The sequence below is a fragment of the Streptomyces sp. NPDC087844 genome (genome assembly GCF_044742785.1).
Classification (GTDB): Bacteria; Actinomycetota; Actinomycetes; order Streptomycetales; family Streptomycetaceae; genus Streptomyces.
The window spans coordinates 19898-44092 of record NZ_JBIUVD010000003.1; the positions used below are offsets into that span (position 1 = coordinate 19898).

Annotated in this window: 22 protein-coding genes and 1 pseudogene; 10 read left to right on the top strand and 13 right to left on the bottom strand. The window is 70.5% G+C overall.

Annotation, left to right across the window (positions count from 1 at the left end):
* The first annotated feature begins 40 nt into the window (after positions 1 to 40).
* Positions 41 to 730 (top strand): FadR/GntR family transcriptional regulator, encoded by a 690-nt coding sequence (locus tag ACIOKD_RS06945; protein ID WP_402079323.1) that lies wholly within the window; start codon positions 41 to 43, stop codon positions 728 to 730.
* A 16-nt stretch (positions 731 to 746) separates the two neighbouring features.
* On the opposite strand, the gene ACIOKD_RS06950 is transcribed toward ACIOKD_RS06945, so the two are convergent.
* The 3 genes from ACIOKD_RS06950 to fabG form a co-directional block, all read right to left on the bottom strand.
* Positions 747 to 1082, bottom strand: a complete 336-nt coding sequence (locus ACIOKD_RS06950; RefSeq protein ID WP_402080636.1) for a hypothetical protein — start codon at positions 1080 to 1082, stop codon at positions 747 to 749.
* A 256-nt stretch (positions 1083 to 1338) separates the two neighbouring features.
* Positions 1339 to 2109: an enoyl-ACP reductase FabI gene (fabI, locus tag ACIOKD_RS06955; protein ID WP_402079325.1), complete on the bottom strand. Its 771-nt coding sequence runs from the start codon at positions 2107 to 2109 to the stop codon at positions 1339 to 1341.
* 5 nt (positions 2110 to 2114) lie between these two features.
* Positions 2115 to 2834: a 3-oxoacyl-[acyl-carrier-protein] reductase gene (gene fabG, locus ACIOKD_RS06960; RefSeq protein WP_107017775.1), complete on the bottom strand. Its 720-nt coding sequence runs from the start codon at positions 2832 to 2834 to the stop codon at positions 2115 to 2117.
* Between the two features lie 184 nt (positions 2835 to 3018).
* Between fabG and ACIOKD_RS06965 the strand changes: the two genes are divergently transcribed.
* The 3 genes from ACIOKD_RS06965 to tyrS all read left to right on the top strand — a co-directional run bounded on the left by ACIOKD_RS06965 (position 3019) and on the right by tyrS (position 7323).
* A complete protein-coding gene (locus tag ACIOKD_RS06965; protein ID WP_402079328.1) occupies positions 3019 to 4542 on the top strand; it encodes a TldD/PmbA family protein in 1524 nt (507 codons plus the stop codon).
* A complete protein-coding gene (locus tag ACIOKD_RS06970) occupies positions 4539 to 5933 on the top strand; it encodes a metallopeptidase TldD-related protein (RefSeq protein WP_402079331.1) in 1395 nt (464 codons plus the stop codon). The genes ACIOKD_RS06965 and ACIOKD_RS06970 overlap by 4 nt, the downstream gene beginning before the upstream one ends.
* Positions 5934 to 6036: 103 nt before the next feature.
* On the top strand, positions 6037 to 7323 hold the full coding sequence (gene tyrS / locus ACIOKD_RS06975) for a tyrosine--tRNA ligase (protein ID WP_402079334.1): 1287 nt from the start codon (positions 6037 to 6039) through the stop codon (positions 7321 to 7323).
* A gap of 76 nt (positions 7324 to 7399) precedes the next feature.
* Here tyrS and ACIOKD_RS06980 read toward each other — a convergent pair whose 3' ends face one another.
* A complete protein-coding gene (locus ACIOKD_RS06980; protein WP_402079336.1) occupies positions 7400 to 7675 on the bottom strand; it encodes a GlsB/YeaQ/YmgE family stress response membrane protein in 276 nt (91 codons plus the stop codon).
* Between the two features lie 212 nt (positions 7676 to 7887).
* Between ACIOKD_RS06980 and ACIOKD_RS06985 the strand changes: the two genes are divergently transcribed.
* Both ACIOKD_RS06985 and ACIOKD_RS06990 read left to right on the top strand, forming a co-directional pair.
* On the top strand, positions 7888 to 8274 hold the full coding sequence (locus ACIOKD_RS06985; RefSeq protein WP_402079338.1) for a DUF3099 domain-containing protein: 387 nt from the start codon (positions 7888 to 7890) through the stop codon (positions 8272 to 8274).
* A 233-nt stretch (positions 8275 to 8507) separates the two neighbouring features.
* Entirely contained in the window at positions 8508 to 8765 is a 258-nt protein-coding gene (locus tag ACIOKD_RS06990; RefSeq protein WP_402079340.1) for a hypothetical protein, read from the top strand.
* Between the two features lie 16 nt (positions 8766 to 8781).
* Here ACIOKD_RS06990 and moaA read toward each other — a convergent pair whose 3' ends face one another.
* The 3 genes from moaA to ACIOKD_RS07005 all read right to left on the bottom strand — a co-directional run bounded on the left by moaA (position 8782) and on the right by ACIOKD_RS07005 (position 11990).
* Positions 8782 to 9771: a GTP 3',8-cyclase MoaA gene (gene moaA, locus ACIOKD_RS06995; RefSeq protein ID WP_402079343.1), complete on the bottom strand. Its 990-nt coding sequence runs from the start codon at positions 9769 to 9771 to the stop codon at positions 8782 to 8784.
* Between the two features lie 222 nt (positions 9772 to 9993).
* On the bottom strand, positions 9994 to 11637 hold the full coding sequence (locus tag ACIOKD_RS07000; protein ID WP_402079346.1) for a cation acetate symporter: 1644 nt from the start codon (positions 11635 to 11637) through the stop codon (positions 9994 to 9996).
* Complete coding sequence (locus tag ACIOKD_RS07005) at positions 11634 to 11990, bottom strand: DUF485 domain-containing protein (protein ID WP_402079349.1); 357 nt, start codon at positions 11988 to 11990, stop codon at positions 11634 to 11636. Before ACIOKD_RS07005 ends, ACIOKD_RS07000 begins: the two co-directional genes overlap by 4 nt.
* 632 nt (positions 11991 to 12622) lie before the next feature.
* On the opposite strand from ACIOKD_RS07005, the gene ACIOKD_RS07010 reads away from it, so the two are divergent.
* The 3 genes from ACIOKD_RS07010 to ACIOKD_RS07020 all read left to right on the top strand — a co-directional run bounded on the left by ACIOKD_RS07010 (position 12623) and on the right by ACIOKD_RS07020 (position 17061).
* Positions 12623 to 14155 carry a S8 family peptidase gene (locus ACIOKD_RS07010; RefSeq protein ID WP_402079351.1) on the top strand — a complete coding sequence of 511 codons (1533 nt, stop codon included), beginning with the start codon at positions 12623 to 12625 and terminating at the stop codon, positions 14153 to 14155.
* A gap of 76 nt (positions 14156 to 14231) precedes the next feature.
* Entirely contained in the window at positions 14232 to 15785 is a 1554-nt protein-coding gene (locus ACIOKD_RS07015) for a S8 family peptidase (RefSeq protein WP_402079354.1), read from the top strand.
* Positions 15786 to 16026: 241 nt separating this feature from the next.
* Positions 16027 to 17061 carry a CopD family protein gene (locus ACIOKD_RS07020; RefSeq protein ID WP_402079356.1) on the top strand — a complete coding sequence of 345 codons (1035 nt, stop codon included), beginning with the start codon at positions 16027 to 16029 and terminating at the stop codon, positions 17059 to 17061.
* 63 nt (positions 17062 to 17124) lie between these two features.
* Here ACIOKD_RS07020 and ACIOKD_RS07025 read toward each other — a convergent pair.
* The 6 genes and pseudogenes from ACIOKD_RS07025 to ACIOKD_RS07050 all read right to left on the bottom strand — a co-directional run.
* Positions 17125 to 17481: pseudogene (locus ACIOKD_RS07025) on the bottom strand (IMP dehydrogenase); the annotation flags it as partial.
* A gap of 42 nt (positions 17482 to 17523) precedes the next feature.
* A complete protein-coding gene (locus ACIOKD_RS07030; protein ID WP_402079358.1) occupies positions 17524 to 18429 on the bottom strand; it encodes a sterol desaturase family protein in 906 nt (301 codons plus the stop codon).
* Positions 18430 to 18564: 135 nt separating this feature from the next.
* The gene (locus ACIOKD_RS07035; protein WP_402079360.1) at positions 18565 to 19812 is read right to left on the bottom strand and encodes an amidohydrolase family protein; all 1248 of its coding nucleotides are present in this window, start codon (positions 19810 to 19812) and stop codon (positions 18565 to 18567) included.
* Positions 19809 to 21095: an amidohydrolase family protein gene (locus tag ACIOKD_RS07040; RefSeq protein WP_402079362.1), complete on the bottom strand. Its 1287-nt coding sequence runs from the start codon at positions 21093 to 21095 to the stop codon at positions 19809 to 19811. The genes ACIOKD_RS07035 and ACIOKD_RS07040 overlap by 4 nt, the downstream gene beginning before the upstream one ends.
* Positions 21096 to 21116: 21 nt before the next feature.
* Positions 21117 to 22001, bottom strand: coding sequence for an SDR family NAD(P)-dependent oxidoreductase (locus ACIOKD_RS07045; protein WP_402079365.1), 885 nt, complete (start codon positions 21999 to 22001; stop codon positions 21117 to 21119).
* The gene (locus tag ACIOKD_RS07050) at positions 21998 to 22810 is read right to left on the bottom strand and encodes an acetoacetate decarboxylase family protein (protein WP_402079369.1); all 813 of its coding nucleotides are present in this window, start codon (positions 22808 to 22810) and stop codon (positions 21998 to 22000) included. The genes ACIOKD_RS07045 and ACIOKD_RS07050 overlap by 4 nt, the downstream gene beginning before the upstream one ends.
* 280 nt (positions 22811 to 23090) lie before the next feature.
* On the opposite strand from ACIOKD_RS07050, the gene ACIOKD_RS07055 reads away from it, so the two are divergent.
* Positions 23091 to 24116, top strand: coding sequence for a DEDDh family exonuclease (locus ACIOKD_RS07055; RefSeq protein ID WP_402079372.1), 1026 nt, complete (start codon positions 23091 to 23093; stop codon positions 24114 to 24116).
* The last annotated feature ends 79 nt before the right edge of the window (positions 24117 to 24195 follow it).

Here is a 24195-nt window from a genome sequence, read left to right on the forward strand (position 1 = left end):
GGATGATTGGTTGTCCAACCCCCTGGTGCGAAGGACCGTCATGCCCCTGAGCCACCCCCGCCGGTCGGCGCTGTCCGAACAGGTCATCGCCGCTCTGCGGAACGAGATCACCTCGGGCGAGTGGCCGGTGGGCTCCCGCATCCCCACCGAGCCGGAGCTGGTCGAGCAGCTGGGCGTGGCACGCAACACGGTCCGGGAGGCCGTGCGGGCCCTGGCGCACAACGGCCTGCTCGACATCCGGCAGGGCTCGGGCACCTATGTGCTGGCGACCAGCGAGCTGGCCGGGGTGATGCACCGCCGGTTCGCGGACGCCGACCCGCGGCACATCGCCGAGCTGCGCTCCACGCTGGAGTCGAGCGCGGCGAGGCTGGCCGCCGAGCGCCGCACCGAGCGCGATCTCAAACAGCTGGACGCGCTCCTCGTGCGCCGGGAGGAGGCCTGGGAGTCGGGCGACACCGAGGCCTTCGTGACCGCCGACACGACCTTCCACCTGGCCGTGGTCGCCGCGTCCCACAACGACGTCATGACGGCGATGTACGCGGACCTGGGCGAGGTCGTGCGCGACTGGCTGCGCGAGGACGTCGGCGAGGAGCTGACGCCCGAGACGCACATGGACCACACACGTCTGGTGGACGCGATCCGTGCGGGCGACGCGCGGACGGCGGCCTCGGAGGCGGCCGGCTATCCGTTCCTGTGCCGCGCCGGTCGGTCCGAGCCTGCGGGGCAGTAGGGGCCGTAGGCGAACGTCACTTCCGGTGGCTGACCCACGCCGAGCGGACTTCCTTCCAGCAGCGGCCGGTCAGCCGGACGTTCTGCGCGGGGCCCGCCTCGACCCTCGTCCCGTCGGCGTCGAGGTCCCACCACCGGTCGCACTCGATGTGCAGACCGACATGGTCGGGTTCCGGATACGGGTTGCGGCAGTACGCCGTCACATGGGAACCGTCGACGACGGTCCGGCACGCCGCCCCGAAGGGCCGTTTCTCGGCGGGCACGCGCGCGTGGGGTGCTGTTCCCGCGCTGTGCGCGGTGTGCGAGGCGGCGTCGGAGGGCACCGCGAGCAGCAGGGTCAGAGCGGCGAACAGCGCGGTGGGAGCCGCCGCGAGACCGTTCCTGTGGAGCCGACGCGTGCGTCGGACCTGGGACAGGCGCACAAAGGGACCTCCTCGGCTGGGCTTTGGAGGGCATCTGCAGGAGAAGAACTCCTACTTCAGAGTGGGCCGTTACCCCTCTTGGCCGCCCGGCCGGTGGGGCCGAACGGGTGACGCCCCGCTCCCCGCGCGCTGCGGGGAACGGGGCGTCGACACCGTGAAGGACCTTCGTGGGGCGTGGCCGGGGCGGTTACGCGCCGATCGCGTGCAGACCGCCGTCGACGTGGATGATCTCGCCGGTGGTCTTCGGGAACCAGTCGCTGAGCAGGGCGACGACACCGCGGCCGGCCGGCTCGGGGTCCTTGAGGTCCCACTCCAGGGGCGAGCGGTTGTCCCAGACGGAGGCCAGTTCGGTGAAGCCCGGGATGGACTTGGCCGCCATCGAGCCGAGCGGGCCGGCCGAGATGAGGTTGGAGCGCACGTTCTGCTTGCCCAGGTCGCGGGCGAGGTAGCGGCTGGTGGCCTCCAGGGCGGCCTTGGCCGGGCCCATCCAGTCGTACTGCGGCCAGGCGTACTGGGCGTCGAAGGTGAGGCCGACGACCGAGCCGCCGCCGTTCTGCATCAGCGGCAGGCAGGCCATGGTCAGCGACTTCAGGGAGAAGGCGGAGACGTGCATGGCCGTGGCGACCGACTCGAACGGCGTGTTCAGGAAGTTGCCGCCGAGGGCGTCCTGCGGGGCGAAGCCGATGGAGTGCACGACGCCGTCGAGGCTGCCCAGCTCCGCGCCCACGACCTCGACGAGCCGCCCGAGGTGCTCGTCGTTGGTCACGTCGAGCTCGATGACCTTGGTGGGCTTGGGAAGCTTCTTGGCGATGCGCTCGGTCAGCGTGGGCCGCGGGAACGCGGTCAGGATGATCTCGGCACCCTGCTCCTGGGCCAGCTTCGCGGTGTGGAAGGCGATGGACGCCTCCGTCAGCACACCGGTGATCAGGACACGCTTGCCCTCAAGAATTCCGCTCATGGTGATCAGTGACCCATTCCCAGTCCGCCGTCTACGGGGATGACGGCTCCAGTGATGTACGAGGCCTCTTCCGAGGCGAGGAACCGCACCGTCGCGGCGATCTCCTCGGGCTGCGCGTACCGGCCCAGCGGCACCTGCTTCACGATGGCCTCACGCTGCTCGTCGGTGAGCGCCTTGGTCATGTCGGTGTCGACGAAACCGGGCGCGACGACGTTGAAGGTGAGGTTGCGCGAGCCCAGCTCACGGGCGAGCGAGCGCGCGAATCCGACCAGGCCGGCCTTGGAGGCCGCGTAGTTCGCCTGCCCGGCCGAGCCGAGGAGGCCGACCACCGAGGAGATGAGGACGACGCGGCCCTTCCTGGCGCGCAGCATGCCGCGGTTGGCGCGCTTCACGACCCGGAAGGTGCCCGTCAGGTTGGTGTCCAGGACGGACGTGAAGTCCTCCTCGGACATCCGCATCAGCAACTGGTCCTTGGTGACACCGGCGTTGGCGACGAGCACCTCGACCGGGCCGTGCGCGGCCTCGATCTCCTTGTAGGCCTGCTCCACCTGCTCGGTGTCGGTGATGTCGCACTTGACCGCGAGGCAGCCCAGTTCGGTGAGGGCGGCCGGGGGCTCGCCCGAACGGTATGTGATCGCCACCTTGTCGCCCGCGTCGGCGAACGTGCGGGCGATGGCGAGGCCGATGCCCCGGTTTCCTCCGGTGACGAGAACCGAGCGGCTCAACGGATCACCCTTTCGATAGCCGGTCTGGTACCTCGAAAACCTATCGGTACGGTCGGCTTCGCGGAGAATCGGGCACCGACAGTGGCTCGGGGGACTCGCTGTCGGGTCCCTACAGAAAAGTGTGGCCGCCGGGCCCGCCCGCGCGACATGATCGGACCGACAGGCGACAACAAGGGAGACCTCCGTGCCCCATTCCATCGACGAAGCCTTCACGGCACTGCCGCTACGGGCCCTGGCCGACGCGGCGCTCGCGCGGGCCCGGGCGCTGGGCGCCGACCATGCGGACTTCCGGTTCGAGCGGGTGCGCAGCGCGGCCTGGCGGCTGCGGGACGCGAAGCCCGCGGGGTCGTCGGACACGACCGACCTCGGGTACGCGGTACGGGTCGTGCACGGCGGCACCTGGGGGTTCGCCTCCGGCGTCGACCTGACGATGGACGCCGCCGCGAAGGTGGCGTCGCAGGCCGTGGCCATGGCCAAGCTGTCAGCGAAGGTGATCAAGGCGGCCGGCTCCGCTGAGCGCGTGGAGTTGGCCGACGAGCCCGTGCACGCGGACAGGACGTGGATCTCCTCGTACGAGATCGACCCCTTCTCCGTACCGGACGAGGAGAAGTCCGGGCTGCTGGCCGAGTGGAGTGCGCGGCTGCTCGCGGCGAGCGGCGTCAGCCATGTCGACGCCTCGCTGCTGACCGTGCACGAGAACAAGTTCTACGCGGACACGGCGGGCACGGTGACCACTCAGCAGCGGGTCCGGCTGCACCCCCAGCTGACCGCCGTGGCCGTCGACGGGTCGAGCGGCGAGTTCGACTCGATGCGCACGATCGCGCCGCCCGTCGGGCGCGGCTGGGAGTACCTCACGGGCACCGGCTGGGACTGGGACGCGGAGCTCGGGCGGATCCCGGAGCTGCTGGCCGAGAAGATGCGGGCGCCGAGCGTCACGGCCGGGGTGTACGACCTGGTCGTCGACCCGTCCAACCTGTGGCTGACCATCCACGAGTCCATCGGCCACGCCACCGAGCTGGACCGCGCGCTCGGTTACGAGGCCGCGTACGCCGGGACCTCGTTCGCCACCTTCGACCAGCTGGGCAAGCTGCGGTACGGCTCCGAGCTGATGAACGTGACGGGCGACCGCACCGCCGAGCACGGGCTCGCGACCGTCGGGTACGACGACGAGGGCGTGGCCGGGCAGTCCTGGGACCTGGTGAAGGACGGCACGCTCGTCGGCTACCAACTGGACCGCAGGATCGCGAAGCTGACCGGTTTCGAGCGGTCCAACGGCTGCGCGTACGCCGACTCGCCCGGTCATGTGCCCGTACAGCGCATGGCGAACGTGTCGCTCCGGCCCGATCCGGCGGGGATGTCCACGGACGACCTCATCGGGAGCGTCGACCGCGGGATCTACGTCGTCGGCGACCGGTCCTGGTCGATCGACATGCAGCGCTACAACTTCCAGTTCACCGGCCAGCGGTTCTTCAGGATCGAGAACGGGCAGATCACGGGCCAGCTGCGGGATGTCGCCTACCAGGCGACGACCACGGACTTCTGGGGCTCGATGGCGGCCGTCGGCGGCCCGCAGACCTACGTCCTGGGCGGTGCCTTCAACTGCGGCAAGGCCCAGCCGGGCCAGGTCGCGGCGGTCTCGCACGGCTGCCCGTCGGCCCTCTTCAAGGGCGTCAACATCCTCAACACCACGCAGGAGGCCGGTCGATGAGTCCTCGTACAGACAAGCCGCACGAGATCGTCGAGCGCGCCCTCGCACTGTCCCGGGCGGACGGGTGCGTCGTCATCGCCGACGAGCAGTCGACCGCGAACCTGCGCTGGGCGGGCAACGCGCTGACCACGAACGGTGTCACGCGCGGGCGCACGCTGACCGTCGTCGCCACGGTCGACGGCCGTGAGGGCACCGCCTCCGGAGTCGTCTCGCGCTCCGCCGTGACCGCCGACGAACTGGAGCCGCTGGTACGGGCCGCCGAGGCCGCGGCGCGCGGGGCGGGCCCCGCCGAGGACGCGCAGCCGCTCGTCGAGGGCGTGCCCGCCTCCCCCGACTTCACGGACGGGCCCGCCGAGACCTCGTCGGCCGTGTTCACCGACTTCGCCCCGGCACTCGGCGAATCGTTCGCACGCGCGCGTGCGGGCGGCCGGGAGCTGTACGGCTTCGCCAACCACGAGCTCGTCACCAGCTACCTCGGTACGTCCACGGGGCTGCGCCTGCGCCACGACCAGCCGAACGGGACGCTGGAGCTGAACGCCAAGTCCCCGGACCGTACGCGCTCCGCGTGGGCCGGGCGTTCGACGCGGGACTTCAAGGACGTCGACCCGGCGGCGCTCGACGCCGAGCTGGCCGTCCGGCTGGGCTGGGCGGAGCGGCGGATCGACCTGCCCGCCGGGCGGTACGAGACACTGCTGCCGCCGACCGCCGTCGCGGACCTGCTGATCTACCAGATGTGGTCGGCGGCGGCCCGGGACGCGGCGGAGGGCCGGACGGTGTTCAGCAAGCCCGGCGGCGGTACCCGCGTCGGCGACCGGCTCACCGACCTGCCGCTCACCCTGCGCAGCGACCCGAACGAGGCCGGGCTCGAAAGCGCCCCCTTCGTCCTCACCCACTCCTCCGGGGACGACGCCTCCGTCTTCGACAACGGACTGCCCCTCAAAGCCACGGAGTGGGTCCGCGAGGGCGAGTTGAAGCGCCTGACGAGCACCCGGCACAGCGCTGCCCTGACCGGTCTGCCGGTGGCTCCCGGCATCGGCAACCTCGTCCTCGACGGCGGCGACAAGACCTCGCTGGAGGAGATGGTCGCCGCGACCGGGCGCGGGCTGCTGCTGACCTGCCTCTGGTACATCCGCGAGGTCGACCCGGCGACGCTGCTGCTGACGGGTCTGACCCGGGACGGCGTCTACCTCGTGGAGAACGGCGAGGTCACCGGCGAGGTGAACAACTTCCGGTTCAACGAGTCGCCGGTGGGGCTGCTGGGCCGGGCGACCGAGGCGGGGCGGACCGAGAAGACACTGCCGCGCGAGTGGAGCGACTGGTTCACCAGGGCCGCGATGCCGGCGCTGCGGGTGCCGGACTTCAATATGAGCTCTGTCAGTCAGGGCGTATAACCTCGACGGACAGCCTCGATGGCCGGCCTCGCGGTCGGCTGTCGCCAGGCCGCCCGAAGAGACACACGACTGCCCGAAGTTCATCCAAGGAGACACGAGAACCGTGACGGACATCGTCGACGAGCTGAAGTGGCGCGGGCTGTTCGCCCTGTCCACCGACGAGAACGCATTGCGCAAGGCGCTCGCGGACGGTCCCGTCACGTTCTATTGCGGCTTCGACCCCACCGCGGCCTCGCTGCACGTCGGGCACCTGGTGCAGGTCCTCACCATGCGGCGGCTCCAGCAGGCGGGGCTGCGTCCGCTGGCCCTGGTGGGTGGGGCGACCGGCCAGATCGGCGACCCGCGCCCGACGGCGGAGCGCACGCTGAACGACCCGGAGACGGTCGCCGACTGGGTCGGCCGGCTGCGTTCCCAGATCGAGCCGTTCCTGTCCTTCGAGGGCGAGAACGCCGCGGTCATGGTGAACAACCTGGACTGGACGGCCGGTCTCTCGGCCATCGAGTTCCTCCGGGACATCGGCAAGCACTTCCGCGTCAACAAGATGCTCACCAAGGACTCGGTCGCCCGGCGTCTGGAGTCGCAGGAGGGCATCAGCTACACGGAGTTCAGCTACCAGCTGCTGCAGGGCATGGACTTCCTGGAGCTCTACCGGCGGTACGGCTGCACGCTCCAGCAGGGCGGCAGCGACCAGTGGGGCAACCTCACGGCGGGCCTGGACCTGATCCACCGCCTGGAGCCGGACGCCCAGGCGCACTGCATCGCGACGCCGCTGATGGTCAAGGCGGACGGCACCAAGTTCGGCAAGAGCGAGAGCGGCGCCATCTGGCTCGACCCGGGACTGACGACACCGTACGCGTTCTACCAGTTCTGGCTGAACGTGGACGACCGGGACGTCTCGACCTACATGCGGATCCTGTCCTTCCGGTCCCGGGAGGAGTTGGAGGAGCTGGAGAAGCTGACCGAGGAGCGGCCTCAGGCCCGCACCGCGCAGCGTGCGCTGGCGGAGGAGCTGACGACGCTGGTGCACGGGGCCGGGCAGACCGCCGCCGTGATCGCCGCTTCGCGGGCGTTGTTCGGGCAGGGACAGCTGAGCGAGCTCGACGCGGCGACGCTGAGTGCCGCGCTGTCCGAGCTGCCTCGGGTGCGGGTGGCCGCGCCGGGGTCCGTGGTCGACCTGTTCGCCGAGGTCGGGCTCGTGCCCAGCAAGTCCGCTGCGCGGCGGGCCGTGAAGGAGGGGGGCGCGTACGTGAACAATGTGAAGGTCGCCTCGGAGGACGCGGTTCCCTCCGCGGAGGATCTGCTGCACGGGCGGTGGCTGGTGCTCCGGCGGGGCAAGAAGTCGCTTGCCGCCGTGGAGGTCGCACCCTCCCAGGGGCCGTCGGCCCTTTGAAAGGCGAAAAGACTGCGCCGTTCCCCGCGCCCCTGAAAAGGGGCGCGGGGAACGGCGCAGTCTTTTCGCCTCTGCCTCAGGCTCTTTGTCTGTTGCCCCTCATCGCCGTGTAGAGCATGTCTCCCAGGAAGACGATGACGACCGCGGCCACCAGCTGAAGGGCGTGGCGGCCCCAGTCGACACCGCTGGTCTCACCGATGCCGATGCCGCGGGCGATCGCGTTGCCCACGATCGCGCCGATGATTCCGAAGATCGTGGTGAGCCAGAGCGGACTGTGCTGCTTGCCAGGAATGATCGCCTTGGCCAGCAAGCCCAGCACGAATCCCACGATGATCGCCCACAACCAGCCCATGGCTGCCTCCTATACGGCTCTACGAGAGCATTGCACCCAGTCTCGGCCCGTGTGCCGTACGGCGCATGTCGGGCACGGCCATACGCGCTACGGCGCAGACGTCCCCATCCGCACCACGGCCGACCCGGTCTCGTGGGCGGCGCGGCCGCGGCGTAACGTTGTTGCCCGTACCGGCCGGGGAGCGTCCGATGCAGGCGGGGTGGTGGAACGTGATGCGGAAGCAGAGCGAGACCGAGGTATTCCGGATCACCGGGGCCAGGCAGGGGCTCGCCGACGACGTACGCGGCAGGCAGCGCCGCTACATCATCTCGATGTCCGTCCGTACGGTTTCCGTCGTCCTCGCGGCCACGCTCTGGAACGTCGAGCGCCATGTCGCCGTCGTTGCACTGGTGCTCGGCGTGCTGCTCCCCTACGTCTCCGTCGTGATCGCCAACGCGGGACGCGAGAACGCGCCTTCGCTGCCGTCCACTTTCGTGACCGCTCCGACCCGTCCGACGCTTGCGGGGCCGGGCGCCGGCGGCGTCGCGGAACCCGTGGCGGAAGACCTGACGGCCGACCCCGGCACCCGGCTGCGGGACGAACCGCACGAGCGGGCCTGAGCACCGCGGATCCTCAAAAAGCGGAATCCGAAATCCCTGCCAAGCTCAAGAAAAGCTCAGATCAATCATGTTGTTCCGTTGCCGGGCGATGGGTTACCCGTGACATACTTGGTACGCACTCCGCATCCCCCGTCGGAGTGACAGACCGACGCCGGGCAGCTCCCCCCGTGGCTGCTCGGCGTCGCCTTTTTGGACCCGCCCAGACCCGTCGGGACTCGACTAGTGTCGAGGACGTGATCCTGAACGTCCCCGGTTCCGAGCCGTCGTCCCCGTCCTCTCCCATCTGCTCCGCCAAGGGCTGCCGGGCCGACGCCGTGTGGGTGCTCGCCTGGAACAACCCGAAACTGCACACGCCGGAGCGCCGCAAGACCTGGCTCGCGTGCGAGGAGCACCGCGACCACCTGTCGAAGTTCCTGAGCGTCCGCGGGTTCCTGAAGGACGTGGTCCCTCTGGCGGAATGGGAGTCCGCGGAGCAGCCGCCCGAGAGCTGAGCGAAGAGCTCGGCGGTCAGCCGCCGATCGCCGACATCGGGCGGTCCGGCTGTACGAAGGAAGGGTCGTCCAGACCTGCCCCGGCCTTCTTTCCCCACATCGCCAGCCGCCAGATCCGGGCGATCTCCTCGTCCGACGCGTCCGAGCGGAGCGCCGCCCGCAGATCGGTCTCCTCCTGGGCGAAGAGACAGGTGCGGACCTGCCCGTCCGCGGTGAGCCGCGTACGGTCGCAGGCCGAGCAGAACGGGCGGGTGACCGAGGCGATCACGCCGACCCGGTGCGGGCCGCCGTCCACCACCCAGCGCTCGGCGGGTGCCGAGCCCCGCTCGTCGGACCCCTCCTCCGTGAGCTCGAAGCGCGTGCGCAGCGAGGCGAGGATGTCACCGGCGGTGACCATGCCGTCGCGCTTCCAACCGTGCTGCGCGTCCAGCGGCATCTGCTCGATGAACCGCAGTTCGTAGTCGTTCTCCACGGCCCAGGCGAGCAGGTCGGGCGCCTCGTTCTCGTTCAGTCCGGGCATCAGTACGGAATTGACCTTGACCGGGGTCAGTCCCGCGGCGCGGGCCGCTTCGAGGCCCTCGGTGACGTCCTTGTGGCGGTCGCGGCGGGTGAGGGTCTTGAAGACGTCCGGGCGCAGGGTGTCCAGCGAGACGTTGACACGGTCGAGGCCCGCCGCCTTGAGGGCGGTCGCTGTGCGCTTGAGGCCGATGCCGTTCGTCGTCAGGGACATCTGGGGGCGGGGTTCGAGCGCGGCCACGCGCTCGACGATCCCGACCAGGCCGGGGCGCAGCAGTGGCTCGCCGCCGGTGAAGCGGACCTCGGTGATACCCAGCCGGGTCACCGCCAGGTCGATGAGGCGGACGATCTCGTCGTCCGTGAGCAGGTCGGGCTTGGCCAGCCACTGCAGGCCCTCCTCGGGCATGCAGTACGTACATCTGAGGTTGCACCGGTCGGTCAGCGAGACGCGCAGGTCGGTGGCCACCCGGCCGTAGGTGTCGATGAGCACGTGGGCCCCTCCCTAGATACGGACCGCGACACGGGCCGCCGGTTCCGAACGGCCGGACCGCTTCGAGCGACCGGATCGCTTCGAACGATCGGTCGACCCGGTACGAACGAGCCTACGTGACAGGACCGACAACAGGAGTGGCGTGATCACACGAGACGCACCGCGGCCGCGTCGTAGGGATCTACGACGCGGCCGCGGTGCGTGACGACCGGTGGCCGGCGGTCAGTGCGCTCCGGTCCCGGTGAGGGAACGGACCTCCAGCTCGGCGTACTTGCCGGCGTCCGGCTCCTCCTTGGACAGGAGGGTGCCGAGGAAGCCCAGCAGGAAGCCGACGGGGATCGAGATGATGCCCGGGTTCTCCAGCGGGAACCAGTGGAAGTCGACATCCGGGAACATGGAGGTGGCCTTGCCCGAGACGACCGGCGAGAAGAGCACCAGGCCGACCGCCGTGGCGAGTCCTCCGTAGATCGACCACAGCGCGCCCTGGGTGGTGAAGCGCTTCCAGAAGAGGCTGTAGAGGATCGTCGGCAGGTTGGCGGAGGCGGCGACCGCGAAGGCGAGGGCCACCAGACCGGCGACGTTGAGGTCACGGGCCAGGGCGCCGAGGCCGATGGAGACGACACCGATGCCGATGGTGGCGTAGCGGGCCGCCCTGAGCTCTTCCTTCTCGGTCGCCTTGCCCTTCTTGATGACGTTCGCGTAGATGTCGTGGGCGAACGACGAGGACGACGCCAGGGTCAGACCGGCGACCACGGCGAGGATCGTGGCGAAGGCCACCGCGGAGATCACGGCGAGCAGGATGGCGCCCCAGGCCGAGTCGACGCCCCCGAGGTGCAGGGCGAGCAGGGGTGCCGCCGTGTTGCCCGCGGGATTCGACTCGACGATCTCCTTCTTCGAGATGAGGGCCGCCGCGCCGAAGCCGAGCGCGATGGTCATCAGGTAGAAGCCGCCGATGATGCCGATCGCCCAGTTCACGGACTTACGCGCGGCCTTGGCGTTGGGCACGGTGTAGAAGCGGATCAGGATGTGCGGCAGACCGGCGGTGCCCAGCACCAGGGCGATGCCCAGCGAGATGAAGTCGATGCTGGAGGTGGTCGTGAGCCCGTACTTCAGGCCGGGCTCCAGGAACGCCGCGCCGCCGCCGCTGTTCTCGGCCGCCTTGCCGAGCAGGTCGGAGACGTTGAAGTCGAACTTGAGCAGCACCAGGAAGGTGATGAGCAGGGTGCCGCTGATGAGCAGCACGGCCTTGACCATCTGGACCCAGGTGGTGCCCTTCATGCCGCCGATGGTGACGTACACGATCATCAGGATGCCGACCAGGGCAACGATGCCGACCTTGCCGGCGTCGCTGGTGATGCCGAGCAGCAGCGAGACCAGGACGCCCGCGCCCGCCATCTGCGCGAGCAGATAGAAGATCGAGACGACGATCGTGGAGGTGCCCGCCGCGGTGCGGACCGGGCGCTGGCGCATGCGGTAGGCGAGGACGTCACCCATCGTGTACTTGCCGGAGTTGCGCAGCGGCTCGGCGACCAGGAGCAGCGCCACCAGCCAGGCGACGAGGAAGCCGATGGAGTACAGGAAGCCGTCGTACCCGAAGAGGGCGATGGCGCCCGCGATGCCGAGGAACGAGGCGGCGGACATGTAGTCGCCGGAGACGGCGAGCCCGTTCTGGAAGGCGCTGAACGAACGGCCGCCGGCGTAGAAGTCGGCTGCGTCCTTGGTCTGCCGGCCCGCCCAGACGGTGATGACCAGGGTCGCGACGACGAAGACCGCGAACAGGGAGATGATCAGCGGCCGGTGCTCGCCGGCCTCCCCCGCCGCCAACTGCGTCTGTGCGAGCTGGACCTGAGTGATCGCGGGGCTCATGCGCCGCCCTCCATCCGGGACTTGATCGCCTCGGCCTTGGGGTCGAGTTTGCTGGACGAGTGCCGCTCGTACCACCAGGCGATGAGGAACGTGGTGAGGAACTGGGCGAGGCCCAGGACGAAGGCGACGTTGAAGTTGCCGAAGAGTTTGGTGCCCATGAAGTCGTCCGCGTAGATCGACAGCAGGACGTACAGCAGGTACCAGCTGATGAAGCCGACGGTCACCGGGAAGGCGAAGGAGCGGTGGGCGCGGCGCAGTTCACCGAACTCGGCGCTCTCCTGCACCTCGACGAACTCCGCTGTGGACGGGAGATGAGGTTCGGTTTTCGAGGGGGGTGGTGCGTCGGTGGCCACGGAGTCTCCTCGCGTTGCGGGTGCGGGTTCAGAGGTGGGTGCGGGTTCAGAGGTGGGTTCGGGTTCGACGGCGGACGGGGGTCTGTCCGGATCAAAGGACGGACTGGGTTCGGGCATGGCTGATTTCTGACCTCACGGTGACGTGGATCACGTGGGCCGGATGGCGATGCCAGGGCGCGTTTCGAAAGTAGCGTCGTCCGCCCGGAGGGCGGGCCCGGCGGCGTCAGGTGCGTGCTCTGGGGGTCCCCCCGGCCGGAGGCTGGGGGAGTGCCGGGCGCAGACCCTCGTACTGGACGTACTTGGGTCTGCGCCCGGTGCGGCGAGAGCACGTGCATGACGTCGCTGGGCAGACGGGACTTTCGAAACACGCCCAAGGTCCCCCGGACGTGATCCAACAGAGGGCTCGACGGTGCTCGTGCTCCCTGCTCAACGTCACGGCGCCGCACGGGGAGCGGTTCAACTCCGGACACTTCTTTCGGAACTCGTCTCCGGCGTTTCACAAGACATCCCCGTAAGTCATTGCTGGCCAGGGACGACGGGAGATAGTTTCGGCCCAGCACCACCCGCCATGTACCTGCCCGAGCACCACCTGTGTTCGGGCCGGTTCCTTTTCCGGATGATGTGGAGACCCCATGGCTCATCTGCGCTCCAGACGCCGCCTCGCGCTCGCCGTGCCCGTCGTGCTGTCCCTCACCGCCACGCTCGGTTTCCTGCCGGGTGCCGCTTCGGCCGCCCCGCAGCGGTCCGCACCCGCACCCGCCGCCACCGCGGCCGACGGACCGAACCTCGCGTACGTGGTGAACACGAAGACCGACCACCGCACGATCGGGTCGGTGAAGAAGGCGATCGTCGAGGCCGGCGGCACCGTCGTCATCACGTACGACAAGATCGGCGTCATAGTCGCCCACTCGGCCAGTCCCGAGTTCGGGCCGCGGATCCGCGCGGTGCGCGGCGTCCAGTCCGCCGGCGCGACGCGTACGACCCCGCTGACCGCCGCGGGTACGACGGACGAGGGCGCCGCCGACTATCTGTCGGCCGCCGAGGCCGCGAAGGTGAAGGCCGCGGCCACCCCCGAGAGCGAGCCCCTTGAGGCCGACCAGTGGGACCTGCGCGCGATAGGCGCCGACAAGGCCGCGAAGATCAACCCGGGCAGCAGCAAGGTCACGGTCGCCGTGATCGACACGGGTGTCGACGACACGCACCCGGACCTGGCCCCCAACTTCTCCGCCAAGCAGTCCGCCAACTGTGTGGGCGGCGTGGCCGACACGAGTGCGGGCGCCTGGCGTCCGTACACCGCCGCCGACTACCACGGCACGCATGTCGCCGGTGAGATCGCCGCCGCCCGCAACGGCATCGGCGTCGCCGGTGTCGCGCCCGGCGTGAAGGTCTCCGGCATCAAGGTCAGCGACCCGGACAACGGCCTCTTCTACCCGGAGAGCGTCGTCTGCGCCTTCGTGTTCGCCGCCGACCACGGCGTGGAGATCACGAACAACAGTTACTACGTGGACCCGTGGCTCTACAACTGCATGGACGACCCCGACCAGAAGGCGATCGTCGACGCGGTCAACCGGGCCCAGCAGTACGCCACGAAGAAGGGGACCCTGCACCTCGCGTCGGCCGGCAACTCCAACCACGACCTGGCCTCGGACGCCATCGTGGACGAGTCCAGCCCCGACGACTCGACGCCGGTCACCCGCACGATCGACCCGCACGAGTGCTTCGACGTACCGACCCAGTTGCCGGGTGTCGTCACGGTGAGCGCGACCGGCGTACAGAACGTCAAGTCGTACTACTCGACGTACGGCAAGGGTGTCATCGACATCGCCGCTCCCGGCGGTGACCGGCTCTACCAGATCCCGGACACCCCGTCGAAGAACGGCCGCATCCTCTCCACGATGCCGAACAACCAGTACGGCTTCCTCCAGGGAACGTCGATGGCGTCGCCGCACGCCGCGGGTGTCGCCGCGCTGCTGAAGTCCGAGCACCCGTGGGCGAGCCCGGCCCAGCTGCAGGCGCTGTTGAAGGCCCAGGCCGACAACCCGGGCTGCCCGGACTCCTACGACCAGGACGGCAACGGCACGCAGGACGCCACCTGTGAGGGCGGCGAGCGCGTGAACGGCTTCTACGGCTTCGGCATCGTCAACGCCCTGAAGGCGGTCAAGTAGCCGGATCGCCCAGAACTTCCCGCACGGCACGGCACGGCACGGCCCGCACGCATTCGTGAAACGAACTGGAGACAGCATGACCGCGCCCACCACCCGCTCGCGCCGCCTCATAGCCATCCCGCTGGGAATGGCCATGGCCACGGCTCTCGCCTTCCTGCCGAACGTCAGCGCGTCCGCCGCTCCGGCGGCCGACGCGGCCGGAGCGACCGGGGCGGCCGACGTGGCCGAGCAGATCTCGGCGGCGGCCACCCCGCTGAGCTACGTCGTCAACGTCCGTCCCGGGCACGGCATTTCGTCGCAGGTGAAGAAGGCCATCGCCAAGGCCGGCGGCACGATCGTGACGTCGTACGACCGGATCGGCGTGATCGTCGTCCACTCGTCGAACGCCGACTTCGCCAAGACCATCCGCCAGGTGCGCGGCGTGGAGTCGGCGGGCTCGACGCGTACGGCGCCGCTGCCCGCGCAGTCCACGACCGACGTCGGTACCCCGAGGGCGCTCAGCGCGGAGGAGATAGCCGACGTCGACGCCGTCGCCGGACAGGACCCGCTGGAGCCCCTGCAGTGGGACCTGCCCGCCATCAAGGCGGACAAGGCGCACGAGAAGACGCTCGGCAGCAAGAAGGTCACCGTCGCCGTGATCGACACCGGCGTCGACGACACGCACCCCGACATCGCGCCGAACTTCGACCGCGAGGCGTCGGTGAACTGCGTGTCGGGCAAGCCGGACACGACCGACGGCGCCTGGCGGCCGAGCGCCGCCGAGAGCCCGCACGGCACGCACGTGGCGGGCGAGATCGCCGCCGCGAAGAACGGCATCGGCGTCACGGGCGTCGCGCCCGGCGTGAAGGTGTCCGGAATCAAGGTCTCCACGACGGCCGGCTTCTTCTACACGGAGGCCGTCGTCTGCGGCTTCATGTGGGCGGCCGAGCACGGCGTGGACGTCACGAACAACAGCTATTACACCGACCCGTGGTACTTCAACTGCAAGAACGACCCGGACCAGAAGGCGCTCGTCGAGGCCCTCACCCGGGCGACGCGGTACGCGGAGAAGAAGGGCACGGTCAACGTCGCGGCGGCCGGCAACGAGAACTACGACCTCGCCGCCGACGAGATCACCGACCCGGTCTCGCCGAACGACTCGACCCCCTCGGACCGCGTCATCGACCCGTCCGAGTGCCTCGACATCCCGACCCAGCTGCCGGGCGTCGTCACGGTCTCCTCGACCGGCGCGAAGGGCATCAAGTCGTCCTTCTCCAACCACGGCCTGGGCGTCATCGACATCGCGGCCCCCGGCGGCGACTCGACGCGCTACCAGACCCCGGCACCGCCCGCCACCAGCGGCCTGATCCTCGGCCCGCTGCCGGGCGGCTCATGGGGCTACATGGCCGGTACGTCCATGGCGTCCCCGCACGTCGCGGGCGTGGCGGCCCTGATCAAGTCGACGCACCCGCACGCCTCGGCGGCCCTGGTCAAGGCCCTGCTGTACGCGGAGGCCGATGCCACGCCGTGCACGGACCCGTACGACATCGACGGCGACGGCAAGGTCGACGCGGTCTGCGAGGGCTCGAAGAACCGCAACAGCTTCTACGGCTGGGGCACCGCGGACGCGCTGGACGCGGTGACGAAGTAGGACCCGCGTAGTCTGCGGGCATCACGTGAGGGGCCGGGCAGCCGTGCGCTGTCCGGCCCCTTCGTGTCGACGTCCTGCCGACGTCACGTCGGCGGGCTCGGATTCCCTCCGCCGGAGCTGAGTCGCCTGGCGCCCGTGCGCGTATGAATGGGCGGAATGCCCGTGGGGCGGGTGGAATGCCGTACCGCCAGTCGTTTTCCAGGACTTGCCCCGGTCTGGGACGACTGGTGAAGATCTTGGGGTGAGTTCGATACGACCGACTGCCGACACGGGTCGCGAGGCGGCAGGCGAGCCGGGCGCTCCCCGGGTGAGCGCGGCCTCCCCGCGACGTTCCGTCACCGTCCTCGCCCTGGTGGCGCTGGCCGCGCTGATCCCCCTGCTCGGGCCGTCCGTCGTGCTGAGCGGCACGGGTGAGGCCGCCGCGCCCGGGGTGGGCGGGATCGCGTTGCTGCGGACGGTCCTGTTCGCGGCGGTGTGCGTGCCGGCCGGCGAGCTGTTCGTCACCCGGCTGGCACGTCGGGTGCCCGGCGCCCCCTGGCAGGACGTGCCGCGCGGCTGGGCCCCGGCGTCGGCCGCCGCCGGTTTCGTCGCCTCGCTGGGTCTCGCCTCCGTGGTGGCCACCGGGAACCTGGTGCCGCGCAGCCTCTCCGACATGGACATCGGCGGGCTCTACCAGTCGAGGGACGGCGCGCTCGCGCTCCTGGAGGTCAACGCGTTCGTCGCGCTGGGCCTGTGCGCCCTGTCGCGCCGGCCGGGCACCCAGGTGTGGCCGCTGGCCGCGGTGGCCGTCGCGGAGGCGCTGCGCGCCCATCCGACGACCGAACAGAGCCCACTGATCGGTTCGGGGCTGACGCTCGTTCACGTGACCTGTGCGGCCCTGTGGGCGGGCGGGCTGCTGTACGTACTGCGCACAATGCTCCGGTGGCGGAACAGCGCCCCCGGGGAGGGCGCCGCGTTGTTGGGCCTCTACGCGCGCGTGGCGGCCGTTCTGCTCGCCGCGATCACCGCGACGGGCGTGTGCAGCACCCTGCGCCGGATGCCGGCCGGCACGGTACTGGACCAGCTGACGACGACCGCCTATGGGCGCACACTGCTGGCGAAGGTGCTCCTCGTGGTCGTCGTCGCCGTCCTCGCACTGTATGCCCGGCGTCGGCTGCGCCGGGCGGCCGATCCGCTCACCGCCTACTCCCCCGCACGCGCGGAGGTCGTGGCGCTGGGTCTGGTGGTGGCGGTCTCGGCCCTGCTCACGGCGGTGCCGGTGCCGATCCGCTGGTGACCGGTCGGCTCGCCGGCGGACGCCGGTCGGTCGCCGGTCGGTCGCCGGTCGGTCGCCGGTCGGTCAGGCGGCGACCATGACCCTGAGCGCGGTGCGCCCGTCCATCGCCTCGTAGCCGTCCAATACGCCGTCCGGTACGCCGTCCGGACCGGCCGTCGGGTCGAGGACGGGCGAGGGGTCGACGGTCCCGGCCGGCACGCCGGGCAGCGGTTCCGGGATGCGGGCGCGGACGGGCGCGGCACCGCCGCGCGGGGCGATGCCGCGGTCGAACATGACGCTCGGGTCCAGTCGGGTACCGCCGCCGTGCGGCACGCCGACGAAGCCGATGGCGCCCCCGTCGCGGGTGTGGTCCCCGGCCGTGCTCATCGCCTGCCCGGTGCCGACGGCCTCGACGACCGCGTACCCCGTCCCCCGTCCCCGTCCCCCGTTAAGCGACGAGCAGCACGCGCGCGTGGCGCGGGTTCACGAGAGGGATTCCGTGACGGGGGTCTCCTGAGTGGCGGCCCGCACCGGAGCGGATGCGGGCGCGGACCCCGAGGGGCGGGGTTGCCGGCCCGGCCCCCCGAACACCCGCCCGGCCCGCTCGCGCCAGCTCCCCGCCGCTCTCAGGTCCCTGACGATGGCGCCGTACTCGTGCGTGGCGACGCGGATCGGGTTGTACGTGTGGATGTTCTTGGTCAGCCCGTACACCGGCCGGTCCGTCTCCGGGACGAACGACCCGAAGAGGCGGTCCCAGACGATCAGGATCCCGCCGAAGTTCCGGTCGAGATACCCGCCCTGGGAGGCGTGATGGACCCTGTGGTGCGAGGGCGTGTTGAAGACGGACTCGAAGGGCCGGGGCAGCTTGTCGATGCGCTCGGTGTGGATCCAGAACTGGTACACGAGGTTCACGGACGAGCAGAACGCGAGGGCGGCCGGATGGACGCCGAGGGCGACGAGGGGCACGTAGAACGGCCACACCGTCCAGGTGGTCCAGGGCTGTCGCAGCGCGGTGGTGAGGTTGAACTTCTCGCTGGAGTGGTGCACGACGTGGCAGGCCCACAGGATGCGGATCACGTGGTGCCCGCGATGGGACCAGTAGTAGAAGAAGTCCTGCGCCAGCAGGAGCACCGGCACCGTCCACCAGAGGACGGGCACGCGCAGTGGTGTCAGCTCGTATACGGCCGTGTGGACGGCGAGGATCGGGATCTTCCACAGGAAGTCGAAGGCCATACTGCCCAGGCCCATACCGACACTCGTGGCGGCGTCCTTCGTCTCGTATCCCGCGGCGTCCTCGTCCGGATGGATGCGGACACTCACCATCTCCACCACGGTGAGCAGCAGGAACGCGGGTATCGACCACAGCACGACATCGGGCAGGTTCGGCATGACTGCACCGTAGGACGGCCGGTCGGCTGAGGGCTAGACCTTGTTACCCACAAGTATTACCGACGGTACGCGCTTGTTGGGCACCTCCCTCCCGAGCGCCTCGCCTCGCCTCGCCTCGCCTTCAGGGATGGCCCGTCACCAGACGCGTACCGACCCTCCCCGGGCGAACGCCGGACTTGTCGCGTCCGCGGGGGGCTCGCCCAGCGGCTCGGCGATCTCCCGCACCGTCGGGCCGGTCTTCGCCGCGAGGGGATCGAGGAGGTCCAGGTCGAAGCCGTACACCCGGGCCGCGTTCCCGCCCGCCATCGCCGTGATCTCCTCACGCGGCAGGCCCGCGTACGCGATCCGCAGGCCCTCCCTGCTGTACGGGTGGGTGCCCTCGTCGTGCGGGTAGTCGCTGCCCCACATGATCTTGTCGAGGCCGATGCGGTCCCGCAGCGGCACCTCGTGGGGGCGCATGAAACTCGCCCCCACGAAGCAGTTGTCCCGCCACACCTGGGAGGGCCCCTTGCCCATCGAAGCGGCAAGACCCGCGCCGAACCTGGACTCGGCGGTGGCCGCCCTCGTCGCCGCGGCCACCAGGCGGCCGTGGTAGTAGTCCAGCATGTCGAGCACGCCGGGGATCCAGCCCGAACCCTGCTCGGTCAGTACGAGTTTCAGGCCGGGGTGGCGGCGGAAGGCACCGCCGAAGATCAGGTGCCACAGCGCGCGGTGCGAGAACCAGGTCGTCTCCACCATGAAGACCGCCCGGGCCGCCGGCTCCTCCCCGAGCGGCGGCGAGGCCGAGCCCGCGTGGTGGTTCACGGGCACGGCCAGTTCCTCGCACACCGCCCAGATGGGGTCGTACGTCGATGAGTACAGCTCCGGCAGTCCCGAGCCGGGCGGGGTGCCGGGCAGCAGCAGGCCGCCCTTGAGGCCCGCACCGACGGCCCACCTGATCTCCTTCACCGCCTCCCCCACGTCGTTCAGGAGGATCTGGAAGACGCCCGCGCGGCGGCCGGGAGCGGCCGAGCAGAAGTCCGCGAGCCAGCGGTTGTGGGCGCGCAGCCCCGCCCAGCGCCGTTCGAACTCCTCGGCCGCCGGCGCCGGCGCCATCAGTGACCCGGACGGGAAGAACGGCGGAATGGTGTTCGGGAACACGACCTCGGCGACTATGCCGTCCTGTTCGAGCTCCGCGAGCCGGCGCTCCGAGTTCCAGTTCCTGTCGGCCGTGTCGGCCATCAGGTCCTCGTACGGATTGACGTACGTGGCCGCCCAGGCGTCGAACTCGTCGTGGTACGCCTTCGACAGGTACGGCCGGTAGTCCAGCAGGTCGGCTCCCGCGTGGCAGTCCGCCGAGATGACGGTGTAGCGGTCCGAGCCGCTCGTACGGTCCGCGCTCACCGGTCCGCCCCCAGGACCGGGAAGTCGTGGTCCGTCAGCCAGTGGCGGCCCACCTCGCGCGAGCGCGCCCAGGACGCCTCGACCGACGGCTGGTCCTCGCACTGGCCGAGGTCCGCGGGCGTCGGGCCGATGCGCCGCGCGAGCGGGGCCAGCGCGTCGGTGTCGAAGCCGAAGACCTCCGCCGCCGCGAGGCCCAGCATGCGGCGGGTCTCCGTCACCGGGATGTCGTGGAAGGTCCGCGAGAGCCACGCGCGCGTGTCGGGCCACGTGCCCTCGGGGTGCGGGAAGTCGCTCCCCCAGAGGATGTTGTCGACGCCGATCTCGTACCGCTGTGCCAGCTCACGGCGTTTGGTGTTCGTCGCGCAGACGAAGACCTGGCGGTCGAGGTACTCGTGCGGCGGACGCCGTAGTTCCGCGAAGGGGGACAGCTTCTTGCCGCCGTGCGCGCCCAGATAGAGCCGGTCCATGAACCACAGCAGGTTCGGCAGCCACCAGCAGCCGGACTCGGCCACACCGAACCTGAGCCCGGGGTGCCGCTCGAAGACGCCCGACCAGAGCAGGAACCACAGCGGCCGGGCGGGCCACCAGGTCACCTCGCTCACGTAGATGCCGAGGTGGTCGCCGTACTCGTGGCGCGGCGCCGCCCCGGAGTGCGTCATCACCGGCATTCCGCACTCGGCCGCCGCCGCCCACACGGGGTCGTAACGGCGGTCGTGGTAGGGCTCCTTGTCGACCCACATGGACGGGATCATCAGGGCGCCGAGTCCTGACTCCTTGGCGCGGTGGATCTCGGCGACGACCCGGTCCGTGGGTGCCGTGACGGGGAGCAGGGCGACGCCGCAGTGGCGTTCGGGGTGTTCGCCGACGAACTCGGCGAGCCACCTGTTGTGGGCCTGCGCGCCCGCCATGCCGAGGCCCGGGTCGTGGTCGCCGGAGAGGCCGAGGCCCACGCCGAAGGGTGCGGCCGTGCGGCTGTCCACGGCGTCGGCGTCCGGGAAGACCACCTCACCCGCCACTCCGTCGCCGTCCAGTTCCTTGAGGCGCTGCGCGGAGTCCCAGCCGCCGCGCAGGCCCTCCTCGTTGTCGTGGAACCACTTGTCGGCGAAGGACTCGTTGCGGATGCCCAGGCGTGTCATCTCCTCGCGGCGGCGGCCCTGCCCCGCGAGGAACTCGTCGAAGTCCCGGTGGAAACGGGCCTCCAGATAGGGCCGGTACTCCTCGGTGGGCAGCCCGGCGTGGCAGTCGGACGAGATGATCAGATAGGGCTCCGGTGCAGAGGCCATAACGGCTCCTCGGTTCGGCTCTCAGTCCAGGACGAAGTTCTCCAGGTACGCCGGATCGGCGCGGTCGAGCATCGAGCGCGACCGCGCGCGGATCTGCGCGTCGCTGTGTTCGCTCGGCGGCAGCAGCCAGAAGCGGTCCGCGCGGATGCCGTCCACCACGAAGTCGGCGACCTCCTCGACCGGCGTGAACCGCACCTCCTTCCCCGCCTCCCGCATCGCGGCCTCCCACTGGCCGAGACTGCGGTACGGGGTCCTGCGGGGCCGCTGCTTGGCGTACCGTACGGGCCTGTTGCGGTGCGACTCCCACAGGCCCGTACGGAGCATGTGGGGTCCGGGGAAGAGCACGGAGGCCCCCACGCGCGCGTGCTCCGCCCTCAGGTGCGCGTACAGGGACTCCGTCATCGTCACGACGGCCGACTTGGTGACGGCGTACACGGAAGCGGTGGGCAGCGGCGCGATACCGCCGTCGCCGGACGAGGTGTTGACGACGTGTCCCGGTTCGCCGCCGGCGAGCATTCTCGGGACGAAGGCCTGGATGCCGTGGAAGACGCCCCACACGTTGACCGCGAACGCCCATTTCCAGTCGTTCGGGTCGTGCTCCCACATCCGGCCCTCGGCGCCCGAGCCGACCCCCGCGTTGTTGCACAGGACGTGCACGGCGCCGAACCTCTCGTACGTCTCCTCGGCGAGCGCGACGACCTCCTCGCGCTCGCCGACGTCCACCACGCGCGCGTGCACCACGGCGCCTTCCTCGCGCAGCGCGGCGGCGGCCTTCTCCAGGGCGCCCGCCTCCACGTCCGCGAGGACGACCTTCAGCCCGTCCGCCGCGAACCGCCGTGCCAGGGCGAGGCCGACCCCGCTCGCCGCGCCGGTGACGACGGCGACCTGCCCCTCGGCCAGGTTCATCGGGCGCTCCCCTCGGGCGGCCCGTCGAGGATCTGCCGCGGGTCGTCGTACCGCTGGTGGATGTAGGGCAACAGCGCCCGCGCGTCGACGCGTCCGACGACCGTGCCCTTCTGGTCCGTGGTCTTCTCGCCGATGGTGATCCCGAGGAGTTCGCGGACCGGGAGATCGGCGACGGGGTCGTACATCGACTCCCGCAGGACGACGTCACCGGTGATCCGCTCCAGCTTGCGCACCTTCTCGTCGCGCACGCAGTGCACGAGGACGGGGTCGGCGTCGAAGCCGGAACCGTCGCCCGAACCGTCCACCGCGGGCAGGAACTTGAAGTAGAAGTCGGTCTTCCGGGCCGGTTCCGGCAGGGACAGCGGACCGCTCACGGCGCCGCGCACCTCCACGAACTCGATGCCGTGCCGGGCGAGGGCGGCGCGTACGACGAGGCCCTCGCGCTCGACCGCCACCTCGCCGAGCTTCTTGGGTTCGCCGAAGACCTCACGGCCGCCGACGAGAGCCCGTTCGTGGGTCATCGGCATGACGAGCGGATACCAGCCCTCGACCCCGTCGTGCGCGGCGGCGACCGCGAACGAGCCCGCGCCCAGCGGGTATCCGCGCAGGTCCACCTTGCTGATGTTCACCCTCACGAGGGGACGTCCGGTGGGTTTGAGCGGAGGCGGCAGGACCGCCGCGACCGCGTCCGGGTCGCTCTCCCAGACGGCCACCACACCGGTGGACCAGATGTCGGGGAGCCGGGAACCCGCGGTGCGCGCGGCGGCGATCTCCGCCCCGGTCCGCGCGCCGTACCGTACGCGTGCCATGCCGTACCGCCCTTCGCGTCGCATGCGTCTCGCTCGTGCGTGTCACTCGCGCATTCCGCTCGTGCGTGCCACTCCCGCATTTCCTCTCGCGCGTGCCACCGTTCGGTCCAGGCGCGCAGCACAGTCGCACCGGGCGCGGCAATGGTCCATAGCCGTGCGGGCACGAACCCGCGGCGAATCGCCGCAATGTCGCCGCAATGTCGCCGAAGGGTGCTGAATACGCCCCGGGTTCGGACTCCGGGGACAGGAGTGTCAGTCGCGCCCCTTATCCTCAGTGACCATGCTCGAAGACCGTCAGACCGCACCGTCCACCACCCCGTGGCCGGCCGCGTATCCCCAGGGGTACGCGGTCGTCGACGTGGAGACCACAGGACTGGCCCGCGACGACCGCATAGTGTCGGCCGCGGTCTACCGGCTGGACGCGCGCGGCGAGGTCGAGGACCACTGGTACACACTGGTCAACCCGGAGCGGGACCCGGGCCCCGTGTGGATCCACGGCCTGACGAGCGACGTGCTCGAAGGGGCGCCCCTGTTCCCGGAGATCGCCGAGGAGTTCGCGACCCGGCTTGAGGGCCGGGTGCTCGTCGCGCACAACGCGGTCTTCGACTGGTCGATGATCGCCCGGGAGTACGCGCGCGCCCAGCGCGAGGCACCGGTCCGTCAGCGGCTGTGCACCATCGCGCTGTCCAAGGAACTGCGGCTGCCGCTGGCCAACCACAAGCTGGAGTCGCTGGCCGCGCACTTCGGCGTCGTACAGCAGCGCGCGCACCACGCGCTGGACGACGCGCGCGTGCTCGCCGAGGCGTTCCGTCCGAGTCTGCACACCGCCGCGCGCGACGGCGTACGGCTGCCGCTCCTGGAGTGCCGGCCGCTGACGGAGTGGACGGACCGGGCGGCTCCGCTCATCGGACGGCAGTCCGGGGGCTCCGGGGGTTACTCGTCCGGTGGCTACTCGTCGGGTCCACCGGCGAGTTGGCGTCCCTCGCGCAAGCGGCCCGCCTGCCCGTATCCGAATCCGGGCCGGTACGAACCGGGCAAGCAGCTCAAACAGGGCATGCGTATCGCGTTCTCCGGGGACACCTCGGTCGAGCGCGACCTCCTGGAGGACCGTGCCGTCGAGGCCGGGCTGCATGTCGCGACGAGCCTGTCCCGCCTGACCAGCCTGCTCGTCACGAACGACCCGGAGTCCGGTACGTCCAAGGTGGTCAAGGCGCGCCAGTTCGGCACCCCGGTCGTCGACGAGGCGGCGTTCGGCCAACTCCTCGGGAATGTGGAACCGGCGGCGGGACCGGCGGCGCGGGCGTGACCGTACGGACGGGTGATTGCCACGCGACTCGCCCACGGACCGCTCGCCCGGACCGCGGGAACGGCCCACCCTGTGGCGC